The organism is Solwaraspora sp. WMMD937 (assembly GCF_029581175.1).
Taxonomy (GTDB): Bacteria; Actinomycetota; Actinomycetes; order Mycobacteriales; family Micromonosporaceae; genus Micromonospora_E.
Genome location: NZ_CP120738.1, coordinates 2,075,324 through 2,094,131, shown reverse-complemented (window position 1 = coordinate 2,094,131; position 18,808 = coordinate 2,075,324). Strand labels below are relative to the sequence as shown.

At 73.2% G+C, this 18,808-nt stretch carries 15 protein-coding genes; 8 read left to right on the top strand and 7 right to left on the bottom strand.

From position 1 onward, the window contains the following. Positions 1-66: 66 nt before the first annotated feature. On the bottom strand, positions 67-1,608 hold the full coding sequence (locus O7621_RS09005; protein ID WP_282233561.1) for an NAD(P)H-hydrate dehydratase: 1,542 nt from the start codon (positions 1,606-1,608) through the stop codon (positions 67-69). Positions 1,609-1,797: 189 nt separating this feature from the next. On the opposite strand from O7621_RS09005, the gene O7621_RS09000 reads away from it, so the two are divergent. Next, positions 1,798-2,133: a hypothetical protein gene (locus O7621_RS09000; RefSeq protein ID WP_282233560.1), complete on the top strand. Its 336-nt coding sequence runs from the start codon at positions 1,798-1,800 to the stop codon at positions 2,131-2,133. Continuing rightward, a complete protein-coding gene (locus O7621_RS08995; RefSeq protein ID WP_282233559.1) occupies positions 2,130-3,734 on the top strand; it encodes an alpha/beta hydrolase in 1,605 nt (534 codons plus the stop codon). The genes O7621_RS09000 and O7621_RS08995 overlap by 4 nt, the downstream gene beginning before the upstream one ends. Here the strand turns inward: O7621_RS08995 and glmS are convergent. Beyond that, positions 3,721-5,661 (bottom strand): glutamine--fructose-6-phosphate transaminase (isomerizing), encoded by a 1,941-nt coding sequence (glmS, locus tag O7621_RS08990; protein WP_282233558.1) that lies wholly within the window; start codon positions 5,659-5,661, stop codon positions 3,721-3,723. The genes O7621_RS08995 and glmS overlap by 14 nt on opposite strands. 151 nt (positions 5,662-5,812) lie before the next feature. Here glmS and O7621_RS08985 point away from each other — a divergent pair, with 151 nt between their 5' ends. After that, positions 5,813-7,021 (top strand): pyridoxal phosphate-dependent aminotransferase, encoded by a 1,209-nt coding sequence (locus O7621_RS08985; protein WP_282233557.1) that lies wholly within the window; start codon positions 5,813-5,815, stop codon positions 7,019-7,021. 28 nt (positions 7,022-7,049) lie between these two features. Here the strand turns inward: O7621_RS08985 and glmM are convergent, their stop codons facing one another. The 3 genes from glmM to rplM form a co-directional block, all read right to left on the bottom strand. Next, positions 7,050-8,414, bottom strand: coding sequence for a phosphoglucosamine mutase (gene glmM / locus O7621_RS08980; RefSeq protein ID WP_282234507.1), 1,365 nt, complete (start codon positions 8,412-8,414; stop codon positions 7,050-7,052). A 210-nt stretch (positions 8,415-8,624) separates the two neighbouring features. Beyond that, complete coding sequence (gene rpsI / locus O7621_RS08975) at positions 8,625-9,107, bottom strand: 30S ribosomal protein S9 (RefSeq protein WP_282233556.1); 483 nt, start codon at positions 9,105-9,107, stop codon at positions 8,625-8,627. Positions 9,108-9,127: 20 nt separating this feature from the next. Then, positions 9,128-9,571: a 50S ribosomal protein L13 gene (rplM, locus tag O7621_RS08970; protein WP_123606095.1), complete on the bottom strand. Its 444-nt coding sequence runs from the start codon at positions 9,569-9,571 to the stop codon at positions 9,128-9,130. Positions 9,572-9,992: 421 nt separating this feature from the next. Between rplM and O7621_RS08965 the strand changes: the two genes are divergently transcribed. From O7621_RS08965 to O7621_RS08945, 5 genes are read left to right on the top strand one after another with little or no spacing between them, the layout of a single operon-like run. Further along, positions 9,993-12,140, top strand: coding sequence for a molybdopterin oxidoreductase family protein (locus O7621_RS08965; RefSeq protein ID WP_282233555.1), 2,148 nt, complete (start codon positions 9,993-9,995; stop codon positions 12,138-12,140). Then, positions 12,137-13,627, top strand: a complete 1,491-nt coding sequence (locus tag O7621_RS08960; protein ID WP_282233554.1) for an FAD-dependent oxidoreductase — start codon at positions 12,137-12,139, stop codon at positions 13,625-13,627. Before O7621_RS08965 ends, O7621_RS08960 begins: the two co-directional genes overlap by 4 nt. Next, positions 13,624-16,203 carry a nitrite reductase large subunit NirB gene (nirB, locus tag O7621_RS08955; RefSeq protein ID WP_282233553.1) on the top strand — a complete coding sequence of 860 codons (2,580 nt, stop codon included), beginning with the start codon at positions 13,624-13,626 and terminating at the stop codon, positions 16,201-16,203. The genes O7621_RS08960 and nirB overlap by 4 nt, the downstream gene beginning before the upstream one ends. Before the next feature lie 2 nt (positions 16,204-16,205). Further along, positions 16,206-16,562, top strand: a complete 357-nt coding sequence (nirD, locus tag O7621_RS08950) for a nitrite reductase small subunit NirD (protein ID WP_278174747.1) — start codon at positions 16,206-16,208, stop codon at positions 16,560-16,562. Then, positions 16,562-17,650 (top strand): uroporphyrinogen-III synthase, encoded by a 1,089-nt coding sequence (locus O7621_RS08945; RefSeq protein ID WP_282233552.1) that lies wholly within the window; start codon positions 16,562-16,564, stop codon positions 17,648-17,650. Before nirD ends, O7621_RS08945 begins: the two co-directional genes overlap by 1 nt. 138 nt (positions 17,651-17,788) lie before the next feature. Here the strand turns inward: O7621_RS08945 and O7621_RS08940 are convergent, their stop codons facing one another. Both O7621_RS08940 and O7621_RS08935 read right to left on the bottom strand, forming a co-directional pair. Continuing rightward, positions 17,789-18,412, bottom strand: coding sequence for an ATP/GTP-binding protein (locus tag O7621_RS08940; RefSeq protein WP_282233551.1), 624 nt, complete (start codon positions 18,410-18,412; stop codon positions 17,789-17,791). Beyond that, entirely contained in the window at positions 18,393-18,764 is a 372-nt protein-coding gene (locus tag O7621_RS08935; RefSeq protein ID WP_123606102.1) for a DUF742 domain-containing protein, read from the bottom strand. Before O7621_RS08935 ends, O7621_RS08940 begins: the two co-directional genes overlap by 20 nt. Positions 18,765-18,808 lie beyond the last annotated feature (44 nt).

The following is an 18,808-nucleotide window of genomic DNA, read 5'->3' as shown; positions in this document are numbered from 1 at the left end:
CGGGCAGGTTCCCGGCCGGTCGGGTCGGTGCCCGACCGGGTCAGATCATCGTCACCCGCCGAAAGGTCACCGTTGCCCACCGGTCAGGTCGGCCACCACCGGACGCAACGCGGCGGCAACCTCGACCGCGGTGACCGGCCCGCTGCGGGCGGCGGTCCGGCCGGCCAGGCCGTGCACGTACGCGGCGGCCAGCGCCGCCCGCTGCGGGTCCAGCCCGGCGGCGAGCAGCGAGCCGAGCAGGCCGGCCAGCACGTCGCCGGTGCCGCCGGTGGCCAGCGCCGGGGTGCCGGTGGCGTTCACGTACGCCCGTCCGTCCGGGGCGGCGACCACCGTACGGTCGCCTTTGAGCAGGACGGTCGCCCGCATCCAGGCGGCCAGCCGCAGCGCGGCCCCGACCCGGTCGTCGCCGGGTGGCTGGCCGGCGAGCCGGGCGAACTCCCGATCGTGCGGGGTGATCACGGTGGGTGCCTGCCGGCCACGCAACTGCTCCGCCCAGCTGCCGTCGACCAGCATGGTCAACGCGTCGGCGTCCAGCACCACCGGCACCGGCGCGGCCAGCACCGACCGCAGCTCGGTCACGGCGTGTTCCCCGCCGCCCAGCCCTGAGCCGCAGACCCAGGCCTGCACCCGGCCGGCGTCGGCGACCCGACCGGTGGCGATCACCGAGGGGTACCGGTCCAGCACCTGGGCGGCAGCGCTGCCGGCGTACCGGACCAGGCCGGTCGGCCCGGCGACCGCCCCGCCGACGGAGAGCACCGCCGCACCCGGATAGGTCGCCGAGCCGGTCGCCACCCCGACCACTCCCCGGGTGTACTTCTCGGCGGCCGGGGCCAGCTTCGGCCACCAGGCTGACACGTCGTCGCGGCCGGGCACCTCGAACGCGGGTGTGCCGCGCAGCCACGGTCGCAGGCCGATGTCGACCAGCTCCACGTGGCCGGCGCGGACTGCGGCCGGTCCGACCATCAGGGCCGGCTTCAGGCATCCGAAGGTGACGGTGACGTCGGCCCATACGGTGTCCGTCCTGACCGCAGCGGCTCCGGACCCGGCGGGGCCAGCTCCGGTCGACGGCACCGCAGCGCCGTCGGGCACCCCGCCGGTGTCGACCGCCACGCCGCTGGGCACGTCCACCGCGACCAGCACCGGCCGACCGCCGCGTGCCGAAGTGAGCTCGCCGGCCCGGGCGAGCGCACCGGCGGCCGGCTCCCGCAGCCCGCCGGTGCCGCCGATGCCGACGATCCCGTCCAGGATCAGGTCCGCGTGCCGGCCGGCACCGTCGGCGGTCCGACCGTCGGCCACCCGGCCGCCGGCGGACCGTAGCGCGGCGAGCCCGCCACAGTGGGCCCGGTCCGGTCGCAGCAGCCAGGCGGTGACCCGGGCGCCCCGGCGGGCCAGTCGGGCTCCGGCATACAGCGTGTCACCGCCGTTGTCCCCCGAGCCGACCAGCAGCAGCACCTCGGCGCCGTAGACCCCGCCACGCTCGGCGAGCAGGGCGGCGCACCTGCGGGCCAGGCCGGCGGCGGCCCGGTGCATCAGTGTCCCCGGTGCAACGGTCGCCATCAGCGCCTGCTCGGCGCTGCGGACGTCGGACACCCGCCACACCTGGATCATTCCTCGCACCTCCGCCGCGCCGCTCCGTCGCTAACCGCCCGCGGTCACCCTACCGGCGGTGGTGACCGGTGGGACGGTAACCGCTGCGCCGATTGTCCACAGGGTCCCCCGCCACGCTGTCGGTTCCGGATAGCGTCTGCCCATCGACGCATGCCGACGGAGGCGACACGGTGAACGGAGCCGACATGGGTGACCGGAGGCGACATGGGTGAACTGCCCGGCAACGACGTGGGCCCGGCCGGCGGCGGGCCGCTGCGCGTGCGGCCGGCCCTGCTGCACGACGCCGCCGACCGGTTGACCGGGCTGGCCTACCGGCTGGCACACGGGCTGGCCGGCCAGCCGGAGCTGACCGTCGCCGCACCGGGCTGGGCGGCGGCCGACCTGCTGGTCACGGTGGAGGCCGCAGTGCACCGGCAGGTGAGCCGGGCCGGCGCGGACGCGGCCGCCACCGGGCAGGCGCTGGCCAGGGCCGCCGATGAGTACGACGCCGCCGACTGGCGGGCGGTCCACCGGCTGGCCAGGTGATCACGTACCGGCAGCTGTGGCGGGCCGACCCGGCGGCCTGGCAACAGGCCGCGTACGGCTGGCGGCGCCGGCAACCAGCGGTCGAACGGCGGGCCGCCGAGGTGGCCGGGGCGGCCGGGGCGCTGCGCGCCGGCTGGTCCGGGCCGGCGGCGACCGCCGCCGACACCCGGTTGGCCGGCCTGGGTGACCGGCTGGACGCCGTCGGCCCGGCGCTGTGCGTCGTCGACCAGATCCTCAGCCGGTACGCCGACCAGCTGGCCCGGGCCAAGGCGGTGCTCGCCGACTGGGTCGCCACAGCGGGGGTGCTCGGTCTGTCGATCGACCGGGACGGCCGAGTCGGCGTGGACCCGGCGGTGACCCGCCCGGACGGGCCGACCCTGGCCGGTGCCCGCCGGGTCGCCGCCGGCGTCGCCGACGCGCTTGCCCTGGCCACCGAGGCGGACGTCGACGCGGCCCGCCGGCTCGACGCGGCCGCCACCGCCGCCAGCCAGGGCTGGCCGGCGCGGCCGCCGGCGACGCGCCCACCGCCGTCGGCCGCGCCGGCTGCGGTGCGGGCCTGGTGGGCCGGGCTGGACGATGCGCAGCGACGCTGGCTGATCCGGCACGAGCCGGCCCGGGTCGGCCGGTGGGACGGTCTGCCGGCGGCTGCTCGGGACCAGGCGAACCGGCTGCTGCTGGGTCGGCAGCGGGCGGCGTTGCTGGCCGAACGGGCGGCGCTGCTGGACAGCACGGACCCGACGGCGGTGCCGCGGTTGCGCCGGCTGGACCGGCTGATCGACGGCCTGGACACGGTCGACGACCGGCTCACGTCCGCAGCCGGCCCTCGGGCATACCTGCTGGCGCTGGACGGCGGTGCCGGCCGGCCGGGAGATCCGTCGGCCCCCGCCTCGACCGGCCGGGTGATCCTCGCGCTGGGCGATCCCGATCAGGCCCGACGCGTGCTGACCCACGTCCCGGGGATGGGCAGCGGTCTCGACCGGGTCGGCGGCGAGTTGGCCCGCACCGAGCAGGTGCTGCAACGTTGCCAGCAGTTGGCTCCACAGGAGTCGACCGCAGCCGTGTTGTGGCTGGACTACGCGGCACCGGCGTTCGTCGACGAGGCGGCCAGCACCGCCCCGGCGCGGGCCGGGGCCGCCGACCTGCGCCGGTTCCAGGATGGTCTGGGCGTCAACCGCGCCGGCGACCCGGGCGGGCTGACCGTGCTCGGACACAGCTACGGCTCGCTGGTGGTGGGTACGGCGGCGCAGGCACCCGGCCTGGCCGCCGACAACCTGATCTTCGTCGGTTCGCCCGGGGTGGGGGTGGACCGGGTGGACGAGTTGGCGGTGCCGGCCGACCGGGTGTGGGCCACCACCGCCGAGAACGATGTCATCCGCCGGGCGACCTGGCCGCAGCTGTGGCCGGGCGACCGGCTGTGGCACGGCGAGGACCCGAGCGGCGAGGACTTCGGTGCCCGGGTCTTCACCGGTGACGCGTCGGGGCATCTGGGCTACTGGGCCGGAGACAATCCGGCGCTGGACTCGATGGCCCGGATCGTGCTCGGCGTCGACCACCCGGCTGGCAGCCGGCCCGGCACGGGCGCGGCGGTCACTCCACGGTGACCGACTTCGCCAGGTTCCGGGGCTGGTCGACGTCGTGGCCCCGGGCGGCGGCGATCTCGCAGGCGAGCACCTGCAGCGGTACCGTGGTCAACAGCGGGGCCAGCAGCGTCGGGGTGCGCGGTACGTAGATCAGATCGTCGGCGTACGGCGCCACGGCGGTGTCGCCCTCCTCGGCGATCACCACGGTCCGGGCGCCCCGGGCCCGTACCTCCTGGATGTTCGACACGATCTTGTCGTGCAGCATGCCCCGGCCGGCCGGTGAGGGCACCACGCAGACCACCGGGGTGCCCTGGTCGATCAGCGCGATCGGGCCGTGCTTGAGCTCGCCGGCGGCGAAGCCCTCGGCGTGCATGTAGGCGAGCTCCTTGAGCTTGAGCGCGCCTTCGAGGGCGACCGGGTAGCCGACGTGCCGGCCGATGAACAGCACCTGGTTGGCGGTGGCGAGGTCCCGGGCGAGCTGGCGGACCGGTTCCATCGAGTCCAGCACCTGCCGCAGCTTGTCGGGCATCTCCTGCAGCTGACTGACCACGGCGGCCACCTCGTCGGCGTACTTGATGCCGCGCACCTGGGCCAGGTGCAGGCCGATCAGGTAGCAGGCCACCAGCTGGGTGAGGAACGCCTTGGTGGAGGCGACCGCGATCTCCGGGCCGCTGTGGGTGTAGAGCACCGCGTCGGACTCGCGCGGAATGGTGGAGCCGTTGGTGTTGCAGATCGCCAGCACCCTGGCCTTCTGCTCCTTGGCGTGGCGCAGCGCCATCAGGGTGTCCATCGTCTCGCCGGACTGGGAGATCGCCACCACCAGGGTGGACCGGTCCAGCACCGGGTCCCGGTAGCGGAATTCGCTGGCCAGCTCCACTTCGCACGGGATCCGGGTCCAGTGTTCGATGGCGTACTTGGCGACCATGCCGGAGTGGTACGCCGTACCGCAGGCGACGATGAAGATCTTGTCGGCGTCGCGCAGGTCCTGGTCGGTGAGGCGGACCTCGTCCAGCATGATCTCGCCGGTCTCGGTGAGCCGGCCGAGCAACGTGTCGGCGACCGCCTGCGGCTGCTCGGCGATCTCCTTGAGCATGAAGTAGTCGTAGCCGCCCTTCTCGGCGGCGGAGGCGTCCCAGTCGATGTGGAAGTCTCGGCCGAGCGCCGGCGCGCCGGAGAAGTCGGTGATCTCGATGCTGTCCGGGGTGATCAGGACGACCTGGTCCTGACCGAGCTCGACGGCGTCGCGGGTGTGCTCGATGAACGCGGAGACGTCGCTGGCCAGGTAGTGCTCGCCTGGGCCGCGACCGACCACCAGCGGGGAGTTGCGCCGCGCTCCGACCACCGCGTCCGGGATGCTGGCGTCCACCGCGAGCAGGGTGAACGCGCCTTCGAGGCGTTGACACACCCGACGCATCGCGGCGGCCAGCAGCCGCGGCCCCTCCGGCTCGCCGGCGGCCCGCAGGTCGGCCAGCGCGGCGGCGAGCAGGTGGGCGGCGCATTCGGTGTCGGTGTCGCTGACGAACTCGACCCCGTCGGCTTCGAGCTCGGCGACCAGCTTGGCGAAGTTCTCGATGATCCCGTTGTGAATCACCGCGACCCGGCCGTCCCGGGACACGTGCGGGTGGGCGTTGCGGTCGGTCGGTCCGCCATGGGTGGCCCACCGGGTGTGGCCGATTCCGGCGGTGCCGTCGCCGATGCCGATCGGGGCCGGGCAGCCGGAGCCGTCGGCCGGCGTGGTGTCACCGGCCGTGGCGGTGCCGAACCGCTCGTCGCCGAGCGCCTTCTCCAGGTTGGCGAGTTTGCCGGCCCGCTTCTCGGTGCGCAGTTCGTCGTCACAGACGATCGCCACGCCGGCCGAGTCGTAGCCCCGGTATTCGAGCCGCCGGAGCCCGTCCAGCACGATGCCCAGCGCCGGCCGCGTGCCGACGTACCCCACGATTCCACACATGGGTCGTAGCCTAGCCCACGATCGCTCATCGGCTGTGCGCATAACCCCAGCAATCAATCAAGCACGCTGAGCAGTAACCGACCAAACCCGCCTTATGGGCGCAAAGTATGGGTGCCGTCATCTGTTTCGATGGACCGCATAAAGTGGCGAGGTGGTCACCTCCCCCGGCGCCCCCGCCGACATCGACCCCCTGGTCCGCCGCATGCGCCCGTTCGGCACGACGATTTTCGCCGAGATGTCCGCTCTTGCCGTCCGCACCGGCGCGGTCAACCTCGGCCAGGGTTTCCCGGACACCGACGGGCCCACCGTGATGCTGACCGCCGCCACCGAGGCGCTGCGCAACGGACACAACCAGTACCCACCCGGTCCTGGCATTCCGGCACTGCGCACCGCCGTCGCCCGCAACCAGCAACGCTTCTGGGATCTCGACTACGACCCGGAGACCGAGGTCCTGGTCACCGCCGGCGCGACCGAGGCAATCACCGCCGCAATCCTCGCGCTGTGCGAGCCGGGCGACGAAGTCATCTGCTTCGAGCCCTACTACGACTCGTACGCGGCCGCGATCGCGCTCGCCGGGGCGGTCCGCCGGCCGATCACCCTGCGTCCCGACGGGGACGGCCGGTACGCCTTCGACCCCGGCGCACTGCGCGCCGCGGTCGGGCCGCGTACCCGCCTGGTGCTGCTCAACTCCCCGCACAACCCGACCGGCAAGGTCTTCACCGTCGCCGAGCTCACCGCGATCGCCGCGATCTGCCGGGAGCACGACATCTGGGCGGTCACCGACGAGGTGTACGAGCACCTCGTCTTCACCGACGCCGACACCCCGCACGTCCCGCTCGCCACCCTGCCCGGGATGCGAGACCGGACGCTGCGCATCTCGTCGGCCGGCAAGACCTTCTCCTGTACGGGCTGGAAGATCGGCTGGGCCAGTGGGCCGGCCGCGTTGGTCTCCGCCACCGCCCGGGTCAAGCAGTTCCTCACCTACGTCAACGGCGGGCCGCTGCAGCCAGCCGTCGCGGTGGCGCTGGACCTGCCGGACAGCTACTACACCGGGCTGCGGCAGAACATGCAGGCGCAGCGCGACCAACTGGTGGCCGGGCTGTCCAAGGCCGGATTCCGGGTGTTGGTGCCGGAGGGCACCTACTTCGCTACCGCCGACATCAGCGCGCTGGGCGGCACCGACGGGATCGAATTCTGCCTGTCCCTACCGGAGCGCTGCGGAGTGGTCGCGGTACCGACCCAGGTGTTCTACGACGAACCGGACGCCGGGCGGCTGCTGGTCAGGTTCGCCTTCTGCAAACGTCCCGAGGTCCTCGCCGAAGCGAGCCGCCGGCTGGCCGGCCTGCGACCAACCGGCTGATCAGGCGGGCCGGCGGACCGGGGCGGAGTCAGGCCGGGCTGGCCGCGCGGACGGCAGCGGCGATCCGCTCGGCGACGGAGCGGGCGGTCTCCACCGTCTCCGCCTCGACCATCACCCGGACCAGCGGCTCGGTGCCGGACGGGCGCAGCAGCACCCGACCGGTGCCGCCCAGCTCGGCCTCGGCCCGCTCGGCGGCGGCCCGAACGGCCGGGTCGGCGGCGCCGGCGACCCGGTCGCCGACCGGCACGTTGATCAGCACCTGGGGCAGCTTGGTGACGGCGGCGGCCAGGCCGGCCAGCGAGGATCCGGTGGCCGCCATCCGGGACATCAGCTGCAGCCCGGTGAGCACCCCGTCGCCGGTGGTGGCGTAGCTGGGCATCACGATGTGCCCGCTCTGCTCACCGCCCAGCGCCAGCCCGCTGGCCCGCAGCTCCTCCAGCACGTACCGGTCGCCGACCTTGGTCTCGACCAGCTTGATGCCCTCCCGGGACATGGCCAGCCGCAGACCGAGGTTGCTCATCACGGTGGCCACCAGGGTGTCGGCGGTCAACGTGCCGGCGTCGCGCATGGCCAGCGCCAGGATCGCCATGATCTCGTCGCCGTCCACCTCGGTGCCGTCGGCGGTCACCGCCAGGCACCGGTCGGCGTCGCCGTCGTGGGCCAGCCCAAGATCGGCACCGTGTTCGAGGACGGCGGCCCGGACCACGTCGAGGTGGGTCGAGCCGCAACCGTCGTTGATGTTGAGCCCGTTCGGCTCGGCGTTGATCGCGATGACCTCCGCACCGGCCTCCCGGTAGGCGACCGGGCCGACCTCGGCCGCCGCGCCGTTGGCGCAGTCGACCACCACCCGCAGCCCGTCGAGCCGGTGGTCGACCGTGCCGACCAGATGCCCGACGTAGTGCTCGGCCCCGTCCAGCAGGTCACTCACCCGGCCGATCCCGGCCCCGGTGGGCCGCCGTCGGCCGGTGGACCCGTCGCCCGCGATCGCCGCGCCGATCGCGGCCTCGATCTTCATCTCGAGGTCGTCCGGCAGTTTGTGCCCACCGGCGGCGAACAGCTTGATGCCGTTGTCCGGCATCGGGTTGTGCGACGCGGAGAGCATCACCCCGAAGTCGGCCTTGGTCTCGCCGACCAGGAACGCGACGCCGGGGGTCGGCAACACGCCGACCCGTAGCACGTTCGCGCCGGCGCTGGTCAGCCCGGCCACCACGGCGGCCTCCAGCATCTCGCCGCTGGCCCGTGGATCGCGGCCGACCACGGCCAGCGGCTGGCGGCTCGGATCCCGCTCGGCCAGGGTGTGCGCGGCGGCCACCGCGACCGCCAGCGCCAGCTCCGGGGTGAGATCGGCGTTGGCCCGCCCGCGTACGCCATCGGTGCCGAACAGCCGCGCCATACCAGTCATCCTCCGATGGTCCCGCTTACGGTGCCGCTCCGCCGCCCCGTCGGGGGTACGGATCCGCCCCGCTGTGATGGCGAGCGGGCCGGCAACCGATGAAGATACTGCCGATGAACGGAAGAATCCGCATCAACTAGACAAAAAAGCACGGACGGCCGAGAAACCCCACGATGGGGGTGTCCCAGCCGTCCGTTCAGCCGTGTCGGACTAGCGCTTCGAGTACTGCGGAGCCTTACGGGCCTTCTTCAGGCCGTACTTCTTGCTTTCCTTGACCCGGTCGTCGCGGGTGAGGAAACCCGCCTTCTTCAGCGCCGGACGGTCGTCGCCGTCGTTGGCGCACAGCGCCCGGGCGATGCCCAGCCGCAGCGCACCGGCCTGGCCGGTGATGCCGCCGCCGCGCAGGTTGGCGATCACGTCGAACGCCTCGGCCTTCTCGGCCGTCACCAGCGGCTCCCGGATCAGCTGCTGGTGCACCTTGCTCGGGAAGTACTCCTCGAGCTCGCGACCGTTGCAGGTGATCTTGCCGGAGCCGGGGACGATCCGCACCCGGACGATGGCTTCCTTGCGCCGCCCGACGGTCTGGATCGGGCGCTCGCCGCGCGGCGCGCGCACCACTGGCGGGGGCGTCACGGCGGTGGCCGACTCGGTCTCGGCAACGGCGACCGGGCTGGCCTCGGTGGTGTCGGTCATGCTGGTTCCTTCGCCCGCGCTCACTGCGCGATCTGCTTGATCTCGAACGGCACCGGCTGCTGCGCGCCGTGCGGGTGCTCGGCGCCGGCGTAGACCTTGAGCTTGCGGATCAGCTTGGCACCGAGCTTGTTGTGCGGCAGCATGCCTTTGACGGCCAGCTCGATCGCCCGCTCGGGGCGCTTGGCCAGCAGCTCGTCGTAGCCGACCTGCTTCAGCCCGCCGGGGTATCCGGAGTGCCGGTAGGCCACCTTGGTGTGCCGCTTGTTGCCAGTCAACGCCACCTTGCCGGCGTTGACGACGATGACGAAGTCACCGGTGTCGACATGCGGCGCGAAAGTCGGCTTGTGCTTGCCGCGCAGCAGCGTGGCGGCGTGGGTGGCCAGGCGGCCCAGCACGACGTCAGAGGCGTCGATCACATGCCACTGACGCTCGATCTCACCCGGCTTCGGGCTGTACGTACGCACAGGTCTACCTTGTCTCGTCGTCGGTCTGGGGTCGCGCGTCGGTCGTCAGGTAACGCGCGGGCCGTCGGGGCGACCCGGAACCGGGCGACCTGGCAGAGAACGCGCGCGCGAACGACAAGCATACCCCGGCTGACCTGGCACCATCGGACGGGGCCTCCCGCAGACGGTGAGCTACATCCACGGACGGTGACCTGGGACGGTGACGGGTCTGGCGAGGGACGCCCCTCGGTTGTCGCACAACAGCAGGCGACGATACCCGCTGCCCCGCACGCCGGTCAAAACGGCTGGTCGGCACCGGTACGCCGGAGATCTCAACAGATGGGCTGGCTAACCCCCTGACAACGGTCCGTGTGAGCTGCTCTTAGCAGGCTGGAAACAATCGGGACGTCGCGGCGAAATCGCCCCCCGGCACGCTTCGCACATGCCAGGCAGCGTGCAGGTGACCATCGGGCCGACCGGTGAATCCGTCGACCGGACCGTGGCCACCCACTGCCCGTACTGCGCCCTGCAGTGCGGCATGCGGCTGCACGCGAACGCCGACGGCGACGTGCAGGTGCTGCCCCGGCAGTTTCCCACCAACCAGGGCGGGCTCTGTCAGAAGGGCTGGACCGCTGCCGAGCTGCTCGACCACCCGCAGCGGCTGACCACCCCGCTGGTCCGTGACCGACCGGGAGCCGAGCTGCGGCCGGCCAGCTGGCCGGAGGCGCTGGACCGGATCGTCGCCGACGTCACCCGCACTCAGCAGGCACACGGCCGCGACGCGGTCGCGATGTTCGGCGGCGGCGGGCTCACCAACGAGAAGGCGTACGCGTTGGGCAAGTTCGCCCGAGTCGCGCTGCGCACCCGCAACATCGACTACAACGGCCGGTTCTGCATGTCCTCGGCGGCCGCCGCCGGGATCCGGGCCTTCGGCGTCGACCGTGGTCTGCCGTTCCCGATGGCCGACGTCGGCACCGCCGACACCCTGCTGCTGGTCGGCGCGAACGTGGCCGAGACGATGCCGCCGTTCGCCCGCTACCTGACCGAGATGAAACAGCGCGGCGGTACGTTGATCGTGATCGACCCCCGCCGCACCGCCACTGCCCGCCTGGCCGACCTGCACCTGCAGCCAACCCCCGGCACCGACCTCGCGGTGGCCAACGCGCTGCTGCACGTCGCGCTGCGGGAGGGCTGGGTGGACCAGGCCTACGTCGCCGAGCGGACCACCGGCTTCGACACCGTCCGGGCCACCGTCGCCGGCTACTGGCCGGCCCGGGTCGAACGGCTCACCGGCGTACCGATCGGCGATCTGGAGGCGACGGCGCGGGCGCTGGCCGGCGGCGACCGACCCGCGACCGACGCACCGCCCGCGAAGGTCGTCATCCTCACCGCGCGCGGAGCCGAACAGCACGCCAAGGGCGTCGACACGGTCAGCGCCTACGTCAACCTGGCGCTCGCCCTCGGGCTGCCCGGCCGGCCCGGCTCCGGCTACGGCTGTCTGACCGGCCAGGGCAACGGTCAGGGCGGCCGGGAGCACGGCCAGAAGGCCGACCAGCTGCCCGGCTACCGGCGCATCGACGACCCGGCGGCGCGGGCACACGTGGCCGGGGTGTGGGGCGTCGACCCGGCCGACCTGCCCGGGCCGGGGGTTTCCGCGTACGAGCTGCTGGACGCGCTCGGTACCCCGGCCGGGCCGAAGGCGTTGCTGGTCTTCGGCTCCAACCCGGTGGTCTCCGCGCCCCGTGCCGGCCGGGTGCAACGCCGGCTGGCCGAGCTGGACCTGCTGGTCGTCGCCGACTTCGTGCTGTCCGAGACAGCGGCGATGGCGGACGTGGTGCTGCCCACCGCCCAGTGGGCCGAAGAGGACGGCACCATGACCAACCTGGAGGGCCGGGTGCTGCGCCGGCACGCGCTGCGGCCACCCCCGCCCGGTGCCCGCACCGACCTGGCCGTCCTGGCCGACCTGGCGCAGCGGCTCGGCTGCCCGGCCGGGCAGTTCCCGGCCGACCCCGCCGAGGTCTTCACCGAGCTACGCCGGGCCACGGCCGGTGGCGTCGCCGACTACGCCGGGGTCACCTGGGAGCGGATCGACGCCGCCGACGGGGTCTTCTGGCCCTGCCCGGACCCGGACCGGCCGGACACCCCACGGATGTTCACCGAACGATTCGCCACCCCGGACGGGCGGGCCCGGTTCGTGCCGGTGGAGCACCGGGCCGCCGCCGAGGAGGTCTGCGCCGACTACCCGCTCTACCTGACCACCGGCCGGGTGCTGGCCCAGTACCAGTCCGGTGCGCAGACCCGGCGGATCGCACCGCTGCGCGGCGCCGCCCCGGAGGCCTTCGTGGAGCTGCACCCGGACCTGGCCGCCCGGCTCGGCGTCGCCGACGGCGAGCCGGTCCGGGTGACCAGTCGACGCGGTGAGATGCGCGCCCCGGCCCGGCTGACCGAGTCGATCCGCCCGGACACCGTGTTCGCCCCGTTCCACTGGGGCGGCGCGGGGCGGATCAACTCGGTCACCAACGACGCGTTGGACCCGACGTCCCGGATGCCCGAGTTCAAGATCTGTGCGGTCAGGGTGGAGCGAGCGTGAACCGTATCGTCATCGTCGGCCACGGCATGGCCGGTGCCCGCCTCGCCGCCGAGCTGCACGCCCGGCGCGGCGACTACAAGATCACCGTGTACGGGGCGGAGCGGCACCGGGCGTACAACCGGATCATGCTGTCTAACCTGCTCGCCGGCCGGGCCGACGAGCTGGACGTCACACTCACCGAGGCCGCCGGGCACGGCATCGACGTGCGGTCCGGGTTGGCGGTGACCTCGATCGAGCCGGCCACCCGGACGGTGCGCACCGCCGACGGCACCGCCACCGAGTACGACCACCTGGTGCTCGCCACCGGCAGCCGGGCCGTGGTCCCCGATTTGCCCGGCCTGACCCGTGCCGACGGCTCGGTCGGCCGGGCCGGATCGGCGGGCGAAGAGCCAGCCGCGCTGCCCGACCGGGTCGCGGTGTTCCGGACCCTGGACGACTGCCGGCGGATCCTCGCCGCCGCAGCCGGTGCCCGCACCGCGCTGGTACTCGGCGGCGGCCTGCTCGGGCTGGAAGCCGCCCGTGGGCTCGCCGCACGCGGGCTGGACGTGCGGGTGGTACACAAGGTCGGTCAGCTGATGGAGCGTCAACTCGACGCCACCGCCAGCGCGGTGCTCGCCGGTACCCTGGCCGGCCTCGGCGTCGGCACCGAGCTGGCCGCCGCCGCCGAGTCGGTCACCGCCACCACCGACGGGGTACGGCTGCGCCTCGGCGACGGCCGGGAGCTGAAGGCCGACCTGTTGGTGCTGGCCTGCGGTGTCCGGCCGGACACCGGCCTGGCCCGGCGGGCCGGGCTACGGGTCGGGCGCGGTGTGATGGTCGACGACCGGATGGCCACCAGCGACCCGCACATCTGGGCGATCGGAGACTGCGCCGAACACGACGGCGTCGTTACCGGGCTGGTCGCCCCCGCCTGGGAACAGGCCCAGGTGCTGGCCCGGGTGCTGGCCGGCGACGACCCGGGTGCCCGCTACCGGCCACTGCCGACGGTGACCCGGCTCAAGGCCGCCGGCATCGACCTCGCCGCGATGGGCGACACCCGGCCGGGCGCCGACGGGCAGACCGAGGAGCTCAGTTTCGCCGACCCGGCCCGCGGCACGTACGCCCGGCTGCTGATCCGCGACGACCGGCTGACCGGGGCGATCATGCTCGGCGACAACCCGGCCGTCGGCACCGTCATCCAGCTGTTCGACCGCGGCGGTCCGGTGCCGGCCGACCGGCGGTCTCTGCTGCTCGGCCGGTCGGTCGGCGGCACCGGCGCGGCACCGGCGACCAGTCCGGCACTGATGCCGGACGCGGCGACCGTCTGCCAGTGCAACACGGTCAGCAAGGGCGCGCTGGTGCGCTGCTGGCGCGCCGGTGCCCGGTCGGTCGCCGAAATGGTCGCCGCCACCCGGGCCACCACCGGCTGCGGCAGCTGCACCGACGCGGTCACCGGCATCGTCGACTGGCTCTCATCTGTGGATTCCGACGTGGAGGTACCAGCGTGAACCGGTTGATCGTCATCGGCAACGGCATGGTCGGGCAGCGCCTGGTCGAAGCGGTCCGCTCCCGCGACACCGACGGTGGATGGCAGGTGACAGTGCTCGCCGAGGAGTCGCGGCCGGCGTACGACCGGGTCCGGTTGTCGGCCTTCTTCGACGGTGTCGGGTCGGACGAGTTGAGCGTGCACACCCCGGACGACGGGGTGGACCTGCGGCTGGCCGAGCCGGCCCGGCGCATCGACCGGGACCGCCGGGTGGTCGTCACCGACCACGGCGAGTACGGCTACGACGCGCTGGTGCTGGCCACCGGCTCGTACCCGTTCGTCCCGCCGATCGACGGCGCAAACCGCCGCACCGACGGCGCCAACGGCGGCGGCCTGCGCGACGGGGTGTTCGTCTACCGGACGCTGGACGACCTGGTCGCCATCCGCGACTTCGCCACCGATCCGGCCGCCGGCCGGCGGGTCGGCACGGTGATCGGCGGTGGCCTGCTCGGCCTGGAGGCCGCCAACGCGCTGCGGCTGCTCGGCCTGCGTACCCACGTGGTGGAGTTCGCGCCCCGGCTGATGCCGGTGCAGATCGACGAGGCCGGCGGGGCGATGCTGCGCCGCTACGTCGAGGACCTCGGCGTCGACGTGCACCTGGGAACCGCGACGTCGGCGATCCGCACCGGGCCGGACGGTTCCCCGCACGGAGTGGCCCTCACCGACGGCACCGAACTGGAGACCGACCTGGTGGTCGTCGCCGCCGGCATCCGGCCCCGCGACGACCTGGCCCGCGCCGCCGGGCTGGCCGTCGGCGAGCGCGGCGGGGTGACCGTCGACGCCACCTGTCGGACCAGCGACCCGCACATCTGGGCGGTCGGCGAGTGCGCCGCGGTCAGCGTGGACGGCGAACCGGGCCGCTGCTACGGGCTGGTCGCCCCCGGCTACGCGATGGCCGAGGTGGTCGCCGACCGGCTGCTCGGCGGCACCGCTGCCTTCCCCGGCGCGGACACCTCCACGAAGCTCAAACTGCTCGGGGTGGACGTGGCGTCGTTCGGCGACGCGCACGGGGTCACCCCCGACTGCCTGGACGTCACCTTCACCGACCCGGCCACCCGCGTCTACGCCAAGCTGGTGCTCTCCGACGACGCGCGGACCCTGCTCGGCGGGGTGCTGGTCGGCGACGCGACGGCGTACCCGACGCTGCGGGCCAGCGTCGGCGGGCCGCTGCCGGGCCCGCCGCTGGCGCTGCTCGCCCCGGCCGGCTCCGACGGGGCCGCTGGCGGCGCCGGCATCGACGCGCTGCCCGGCAGCGCCCAGGTTTGCTCCTGCAACGCGGTCACCAAGGATCAGATCCTCGGCGCGATCGGCGACGGTTGCACCGACGTCGCCGGGATCAAGGCGTGCACCCGGGCCGGCACCAGCTGCGGGTCCTGCGTACCGATGCTCAAGCAGTTGCTGTCCGTCGCCGGGGTGGCCCAGTCGACCGCACTGTGCGAACACTTCGACCACAGCCGCCAGGAGCTGTTCGACATCGTCCGGGTACGCGGCGTCCGGACCTTCTCCCAGCTGGTCGCCGAGCACGGTCGGGGCCGGGGCTGCGACATCTGCAAGCCGGTGGTCGCCTCGATCCTCGCCTCGCTGGGCAACGGCTACGTCCTCGACGGCGAGCAGGCCACCCTGCAGGACACCAACGACCACTTCCTGGCCAACATCCAGCGCGACGGCACCTACTCGGTGGTGCCGCGGATACCCGGTGGGGAGATCACCCCGGAGAAGCTGATCGCGATCGGCGAGGTGGCCCGGGACTTCAACCTCTACACGAAGATCACCGGCGGGCAGCGGATCGACCTGTTCGGTGCCCGGGTCGAGCAGTTGCCGAAGATCTGGCGGCGGCTGGTTGACGCCGGCTTCGAGTCCGGTCACGCGTACGGCAAGGCGCTGCGGACGGTGAAGTCCTGCGTCGGCTCCACCTGGTGCCGCTACGGGGTGCAGGACTCGGTCGGCCTGGCGATCGCCCTGGAGCTGCGCTACCGGGGGCTGCGCGCCCCGCACAAGATCAAGTCTGCGGTCTCCGGCTGCGCCCGGGAGTGCGCCGAGGCGCGCAGCAAGGACTTCGGCATCATCGCCACCGACGTCGGCTGGAACCTCTACGTCGGCGGCAACGGCGGTTTCCGGCCCCGGCACGCCGACCTGTTCGCCAGCGACCTGTCCACCGAGGAGCTCGTCCGTACCATCGACCGGTTCCTGATGTTCTACATCCGCACCGCCGATCGGCTGCAACGCACCGCGGCCTGGATCGAGGCCATGGACGGCGGCCTGGACCACCTGCGATCGGTGATCGTCGACGACTCGCTCGGGCTGGCGGCCGAGCTGGACGAGGCGATGGCCCGACATGTCGAGTCCTACTCGGACGAGTGGCGCGACACGATCGACGACCCGGAGCGGCTACGCCGCTTCGCCTCCTTCGTCAACGCACCCGACACCCCGGACCCGTCGATCACCTTCGAGGTCGAGCGGGGCCAGCCGGTGCCGGCCCTGGGCGAGCGCCGGCCCGTCGCGCTCGGTCTCCCGACAACCCTGGAGGTACGCCGATGAGTGTGCAGACAGTCAACGTCACCGCCCGGTGGACACCGGTGTGCCCGTACTCCCGGGTGGAGCCGGAGCGGGGCGTGGCCGCACTGGTCGACGGCGAGCAGGTGGCGGTCTTCCGGACCTACGACGGGACGTTGTACGCAATCGGCAACCAGGACCCGGTGGCCGGTGCCCACGTCATGTCCCGGGGCATCGTCGGTACCCGGGGGGACATCCCGACCGTGGCGTCACCACTGCACAAGCAGGTCTACGACCTGCGTACCGGCGAATGTCTGGATCTGCCGGGCGTCGCCGTGCCGACCTACCGGGTGCGCTGTCGGGACGGGCTGATCGAGGTGCTCGGTCGGCGGCAGGACCAGTGATGTCCGACGAGCTGGCCGGATTCACCATCGGGGTCACTGCCGACCGGCGGCGCGACGAGCTGGCCGCGCTGCTGGAACGGCGGGGTGCCCGGGTGGTGCTCGCCCCGGCACTGCGGATCGTGCCGCTGGCCGACGACACCGAACTACGGGCGTCGACCCGGGCCTGCCTGGACAATCCGCCGGACGTGCTGATCGCCAACACCGGCATCGGCATGCGTGGCTGGCTGGAGGCTGCGGAGGGGTGGGGCTTGGCCGAGCCGCTGCGGGCGGTGCTCGGCGGCGCCTACATCGTGGCCCGCGGCCCCAAGGCCCGGGGCGCGATCCGGGCAGCCGGCCTGCACGACCAGTGGTCACCCGCGTCGGAGAGCTGTGACGAGGTCACCGACTATCTGCGGGCCCGCGGCGTGGCCGGCCAGGTGATCGCGATGCAGCTGCACGGGGAACGGCAACCGGAGTGTTCGGCGGCGCTCGAGGCGGCCGGCGCCACCGTGATCGAGGTGCCGGTGTACCGGTGGGCGCCGCCGACCGACCCGGCACCACTGCACCGGCTGGTCGACCTGGTCGCCGGCCGGCTCGTCGACGCGGTCACCTTCACCTCCGCGCCGGCGGTCGGAGCACTGCTGCGCGCCGCCGGACCCAACGCCGACGCGGTGCTCGAGGCGATGCGGACCGACGTACTGGCCGCGTGCGTCGGGCCGGTCACCGCGGCGCCGCTGCGCCGGCACGGAGTGCCGGTGATCGCACCGGCTCGCGCCCGACTCGGGGCGCTGGTCCGGACCATCGTCGACGAACTGCCTCGCCGGGCGGTCAACCTGAAGGTCGGCGGACACCTGCTCACCCTGCGCGGACACGCCGCAGTGATCGACGGTGAGCTGCGCCCGTTGGCACCGGCACCGATGGCGGTGCTACGCGCGCTGGCGCAGACCCCGGGACGGGTGCTGTCCCGAGCCGCGCTGCTGCGCACCCTGCCCCGAGGTGCCGACGAGCACGCCGTCGAGATGGCGGTGGCCCGGCTGCGGGCCGGGCTGGGCACGCCCGGGGTGATCCAGACCGTGGTCAAACGCGGCTACCGGCTGCCGATCGACTGAGGCAGGCCGCGCCCGGCGGGCCGAGGCCGCACGGCCGGGCCGGCCGAGGCCGCACGGCCGGGCCGGCCGAGGCCGCACGGCCGATTGAGCACGCGCCAGCCGGCGGCGCAGCGCGCCGCCGGCTGTGTTGCCGTACGGTCAGCCGACCGGCGTCGGATACCCTCGGCCGTGCTCGGCGCGCAGCGTCGCCATGGCGTGCTCGACGACAGTGACCAGCACACTCTTCGTCGAGTCCCGGCTGCGCGCGTCGCACATCACCAGCGGCACGTGCGGCGCGATGGCCAGCGCCTCCCGCACCTCCTCCGGCTCGTACTGTGGCGCGCCATCGAAGCAGTTCAACGCCACGAGGTACGGCAGCTGCCGGTTCTCGAAGTAGTCCAGCGGGGCGAAGGCGTCGGTGATCCGGCGGGTGTCCACCAGCACCGCAGCACCGACCGCGCCGCGGATGATCTCGTCCCACATGAACCAGAACCGGGTCTGTCCGGGTGTGCCGAACAGATAGAGAATCAGGTCGTCGGCCATGGTGATCCGGCCGAAGTCCATCGCCACCGTGGTGGTCTCCTTGCCGGGGACCTTTGACGGATCGTCGATGCCGACACCGGCCGAGGTCATCAGCGCCTCGGTGGTCAGCGGCGTGATCTCGGAGACCGCGCCGACCATGGTGGTCTTGCCCACCCCGAATCCACCGGCGATGACGATCTTCGCCGAGGTGATTCCCTTGTCCCGGCGGACGCCGGGACGGTCATAGCCTGCGAAGTCCACTTAGCACCCTCTCAAGAAGTTCCATCCGCTCCTCGTAGCCCTCTGTCTCAGTCGGAGCGGTGCTGTGCAACGCCAGCAGGCCGTCGGCGACCATGTCGGCGACAAGGACCCGTGCGACGCCCAGCGGGAGCCGGGTGTACGCGGCGATCTCCGCCAGTGACTGGGCACGGTTGTCGCAGATCGTGGCGATTCGATGCTTGTCGTGCCCGGCGAAACGGGACTCGGTGACCGCTGCCGCCGAGGCCACCAGCACCGCCTCCAGTGCGATGTGCTGCCGTGGCTCGGTACGCCCGCGGGTGACCGCATAGGGGCGGACCAGCGCTCCGCGCGGGTCCTGTCGTGGTTGGCCCATTGAGCGGTCACCTCCTCGTGGGTCTGCTGGCACGTCATCGGTGA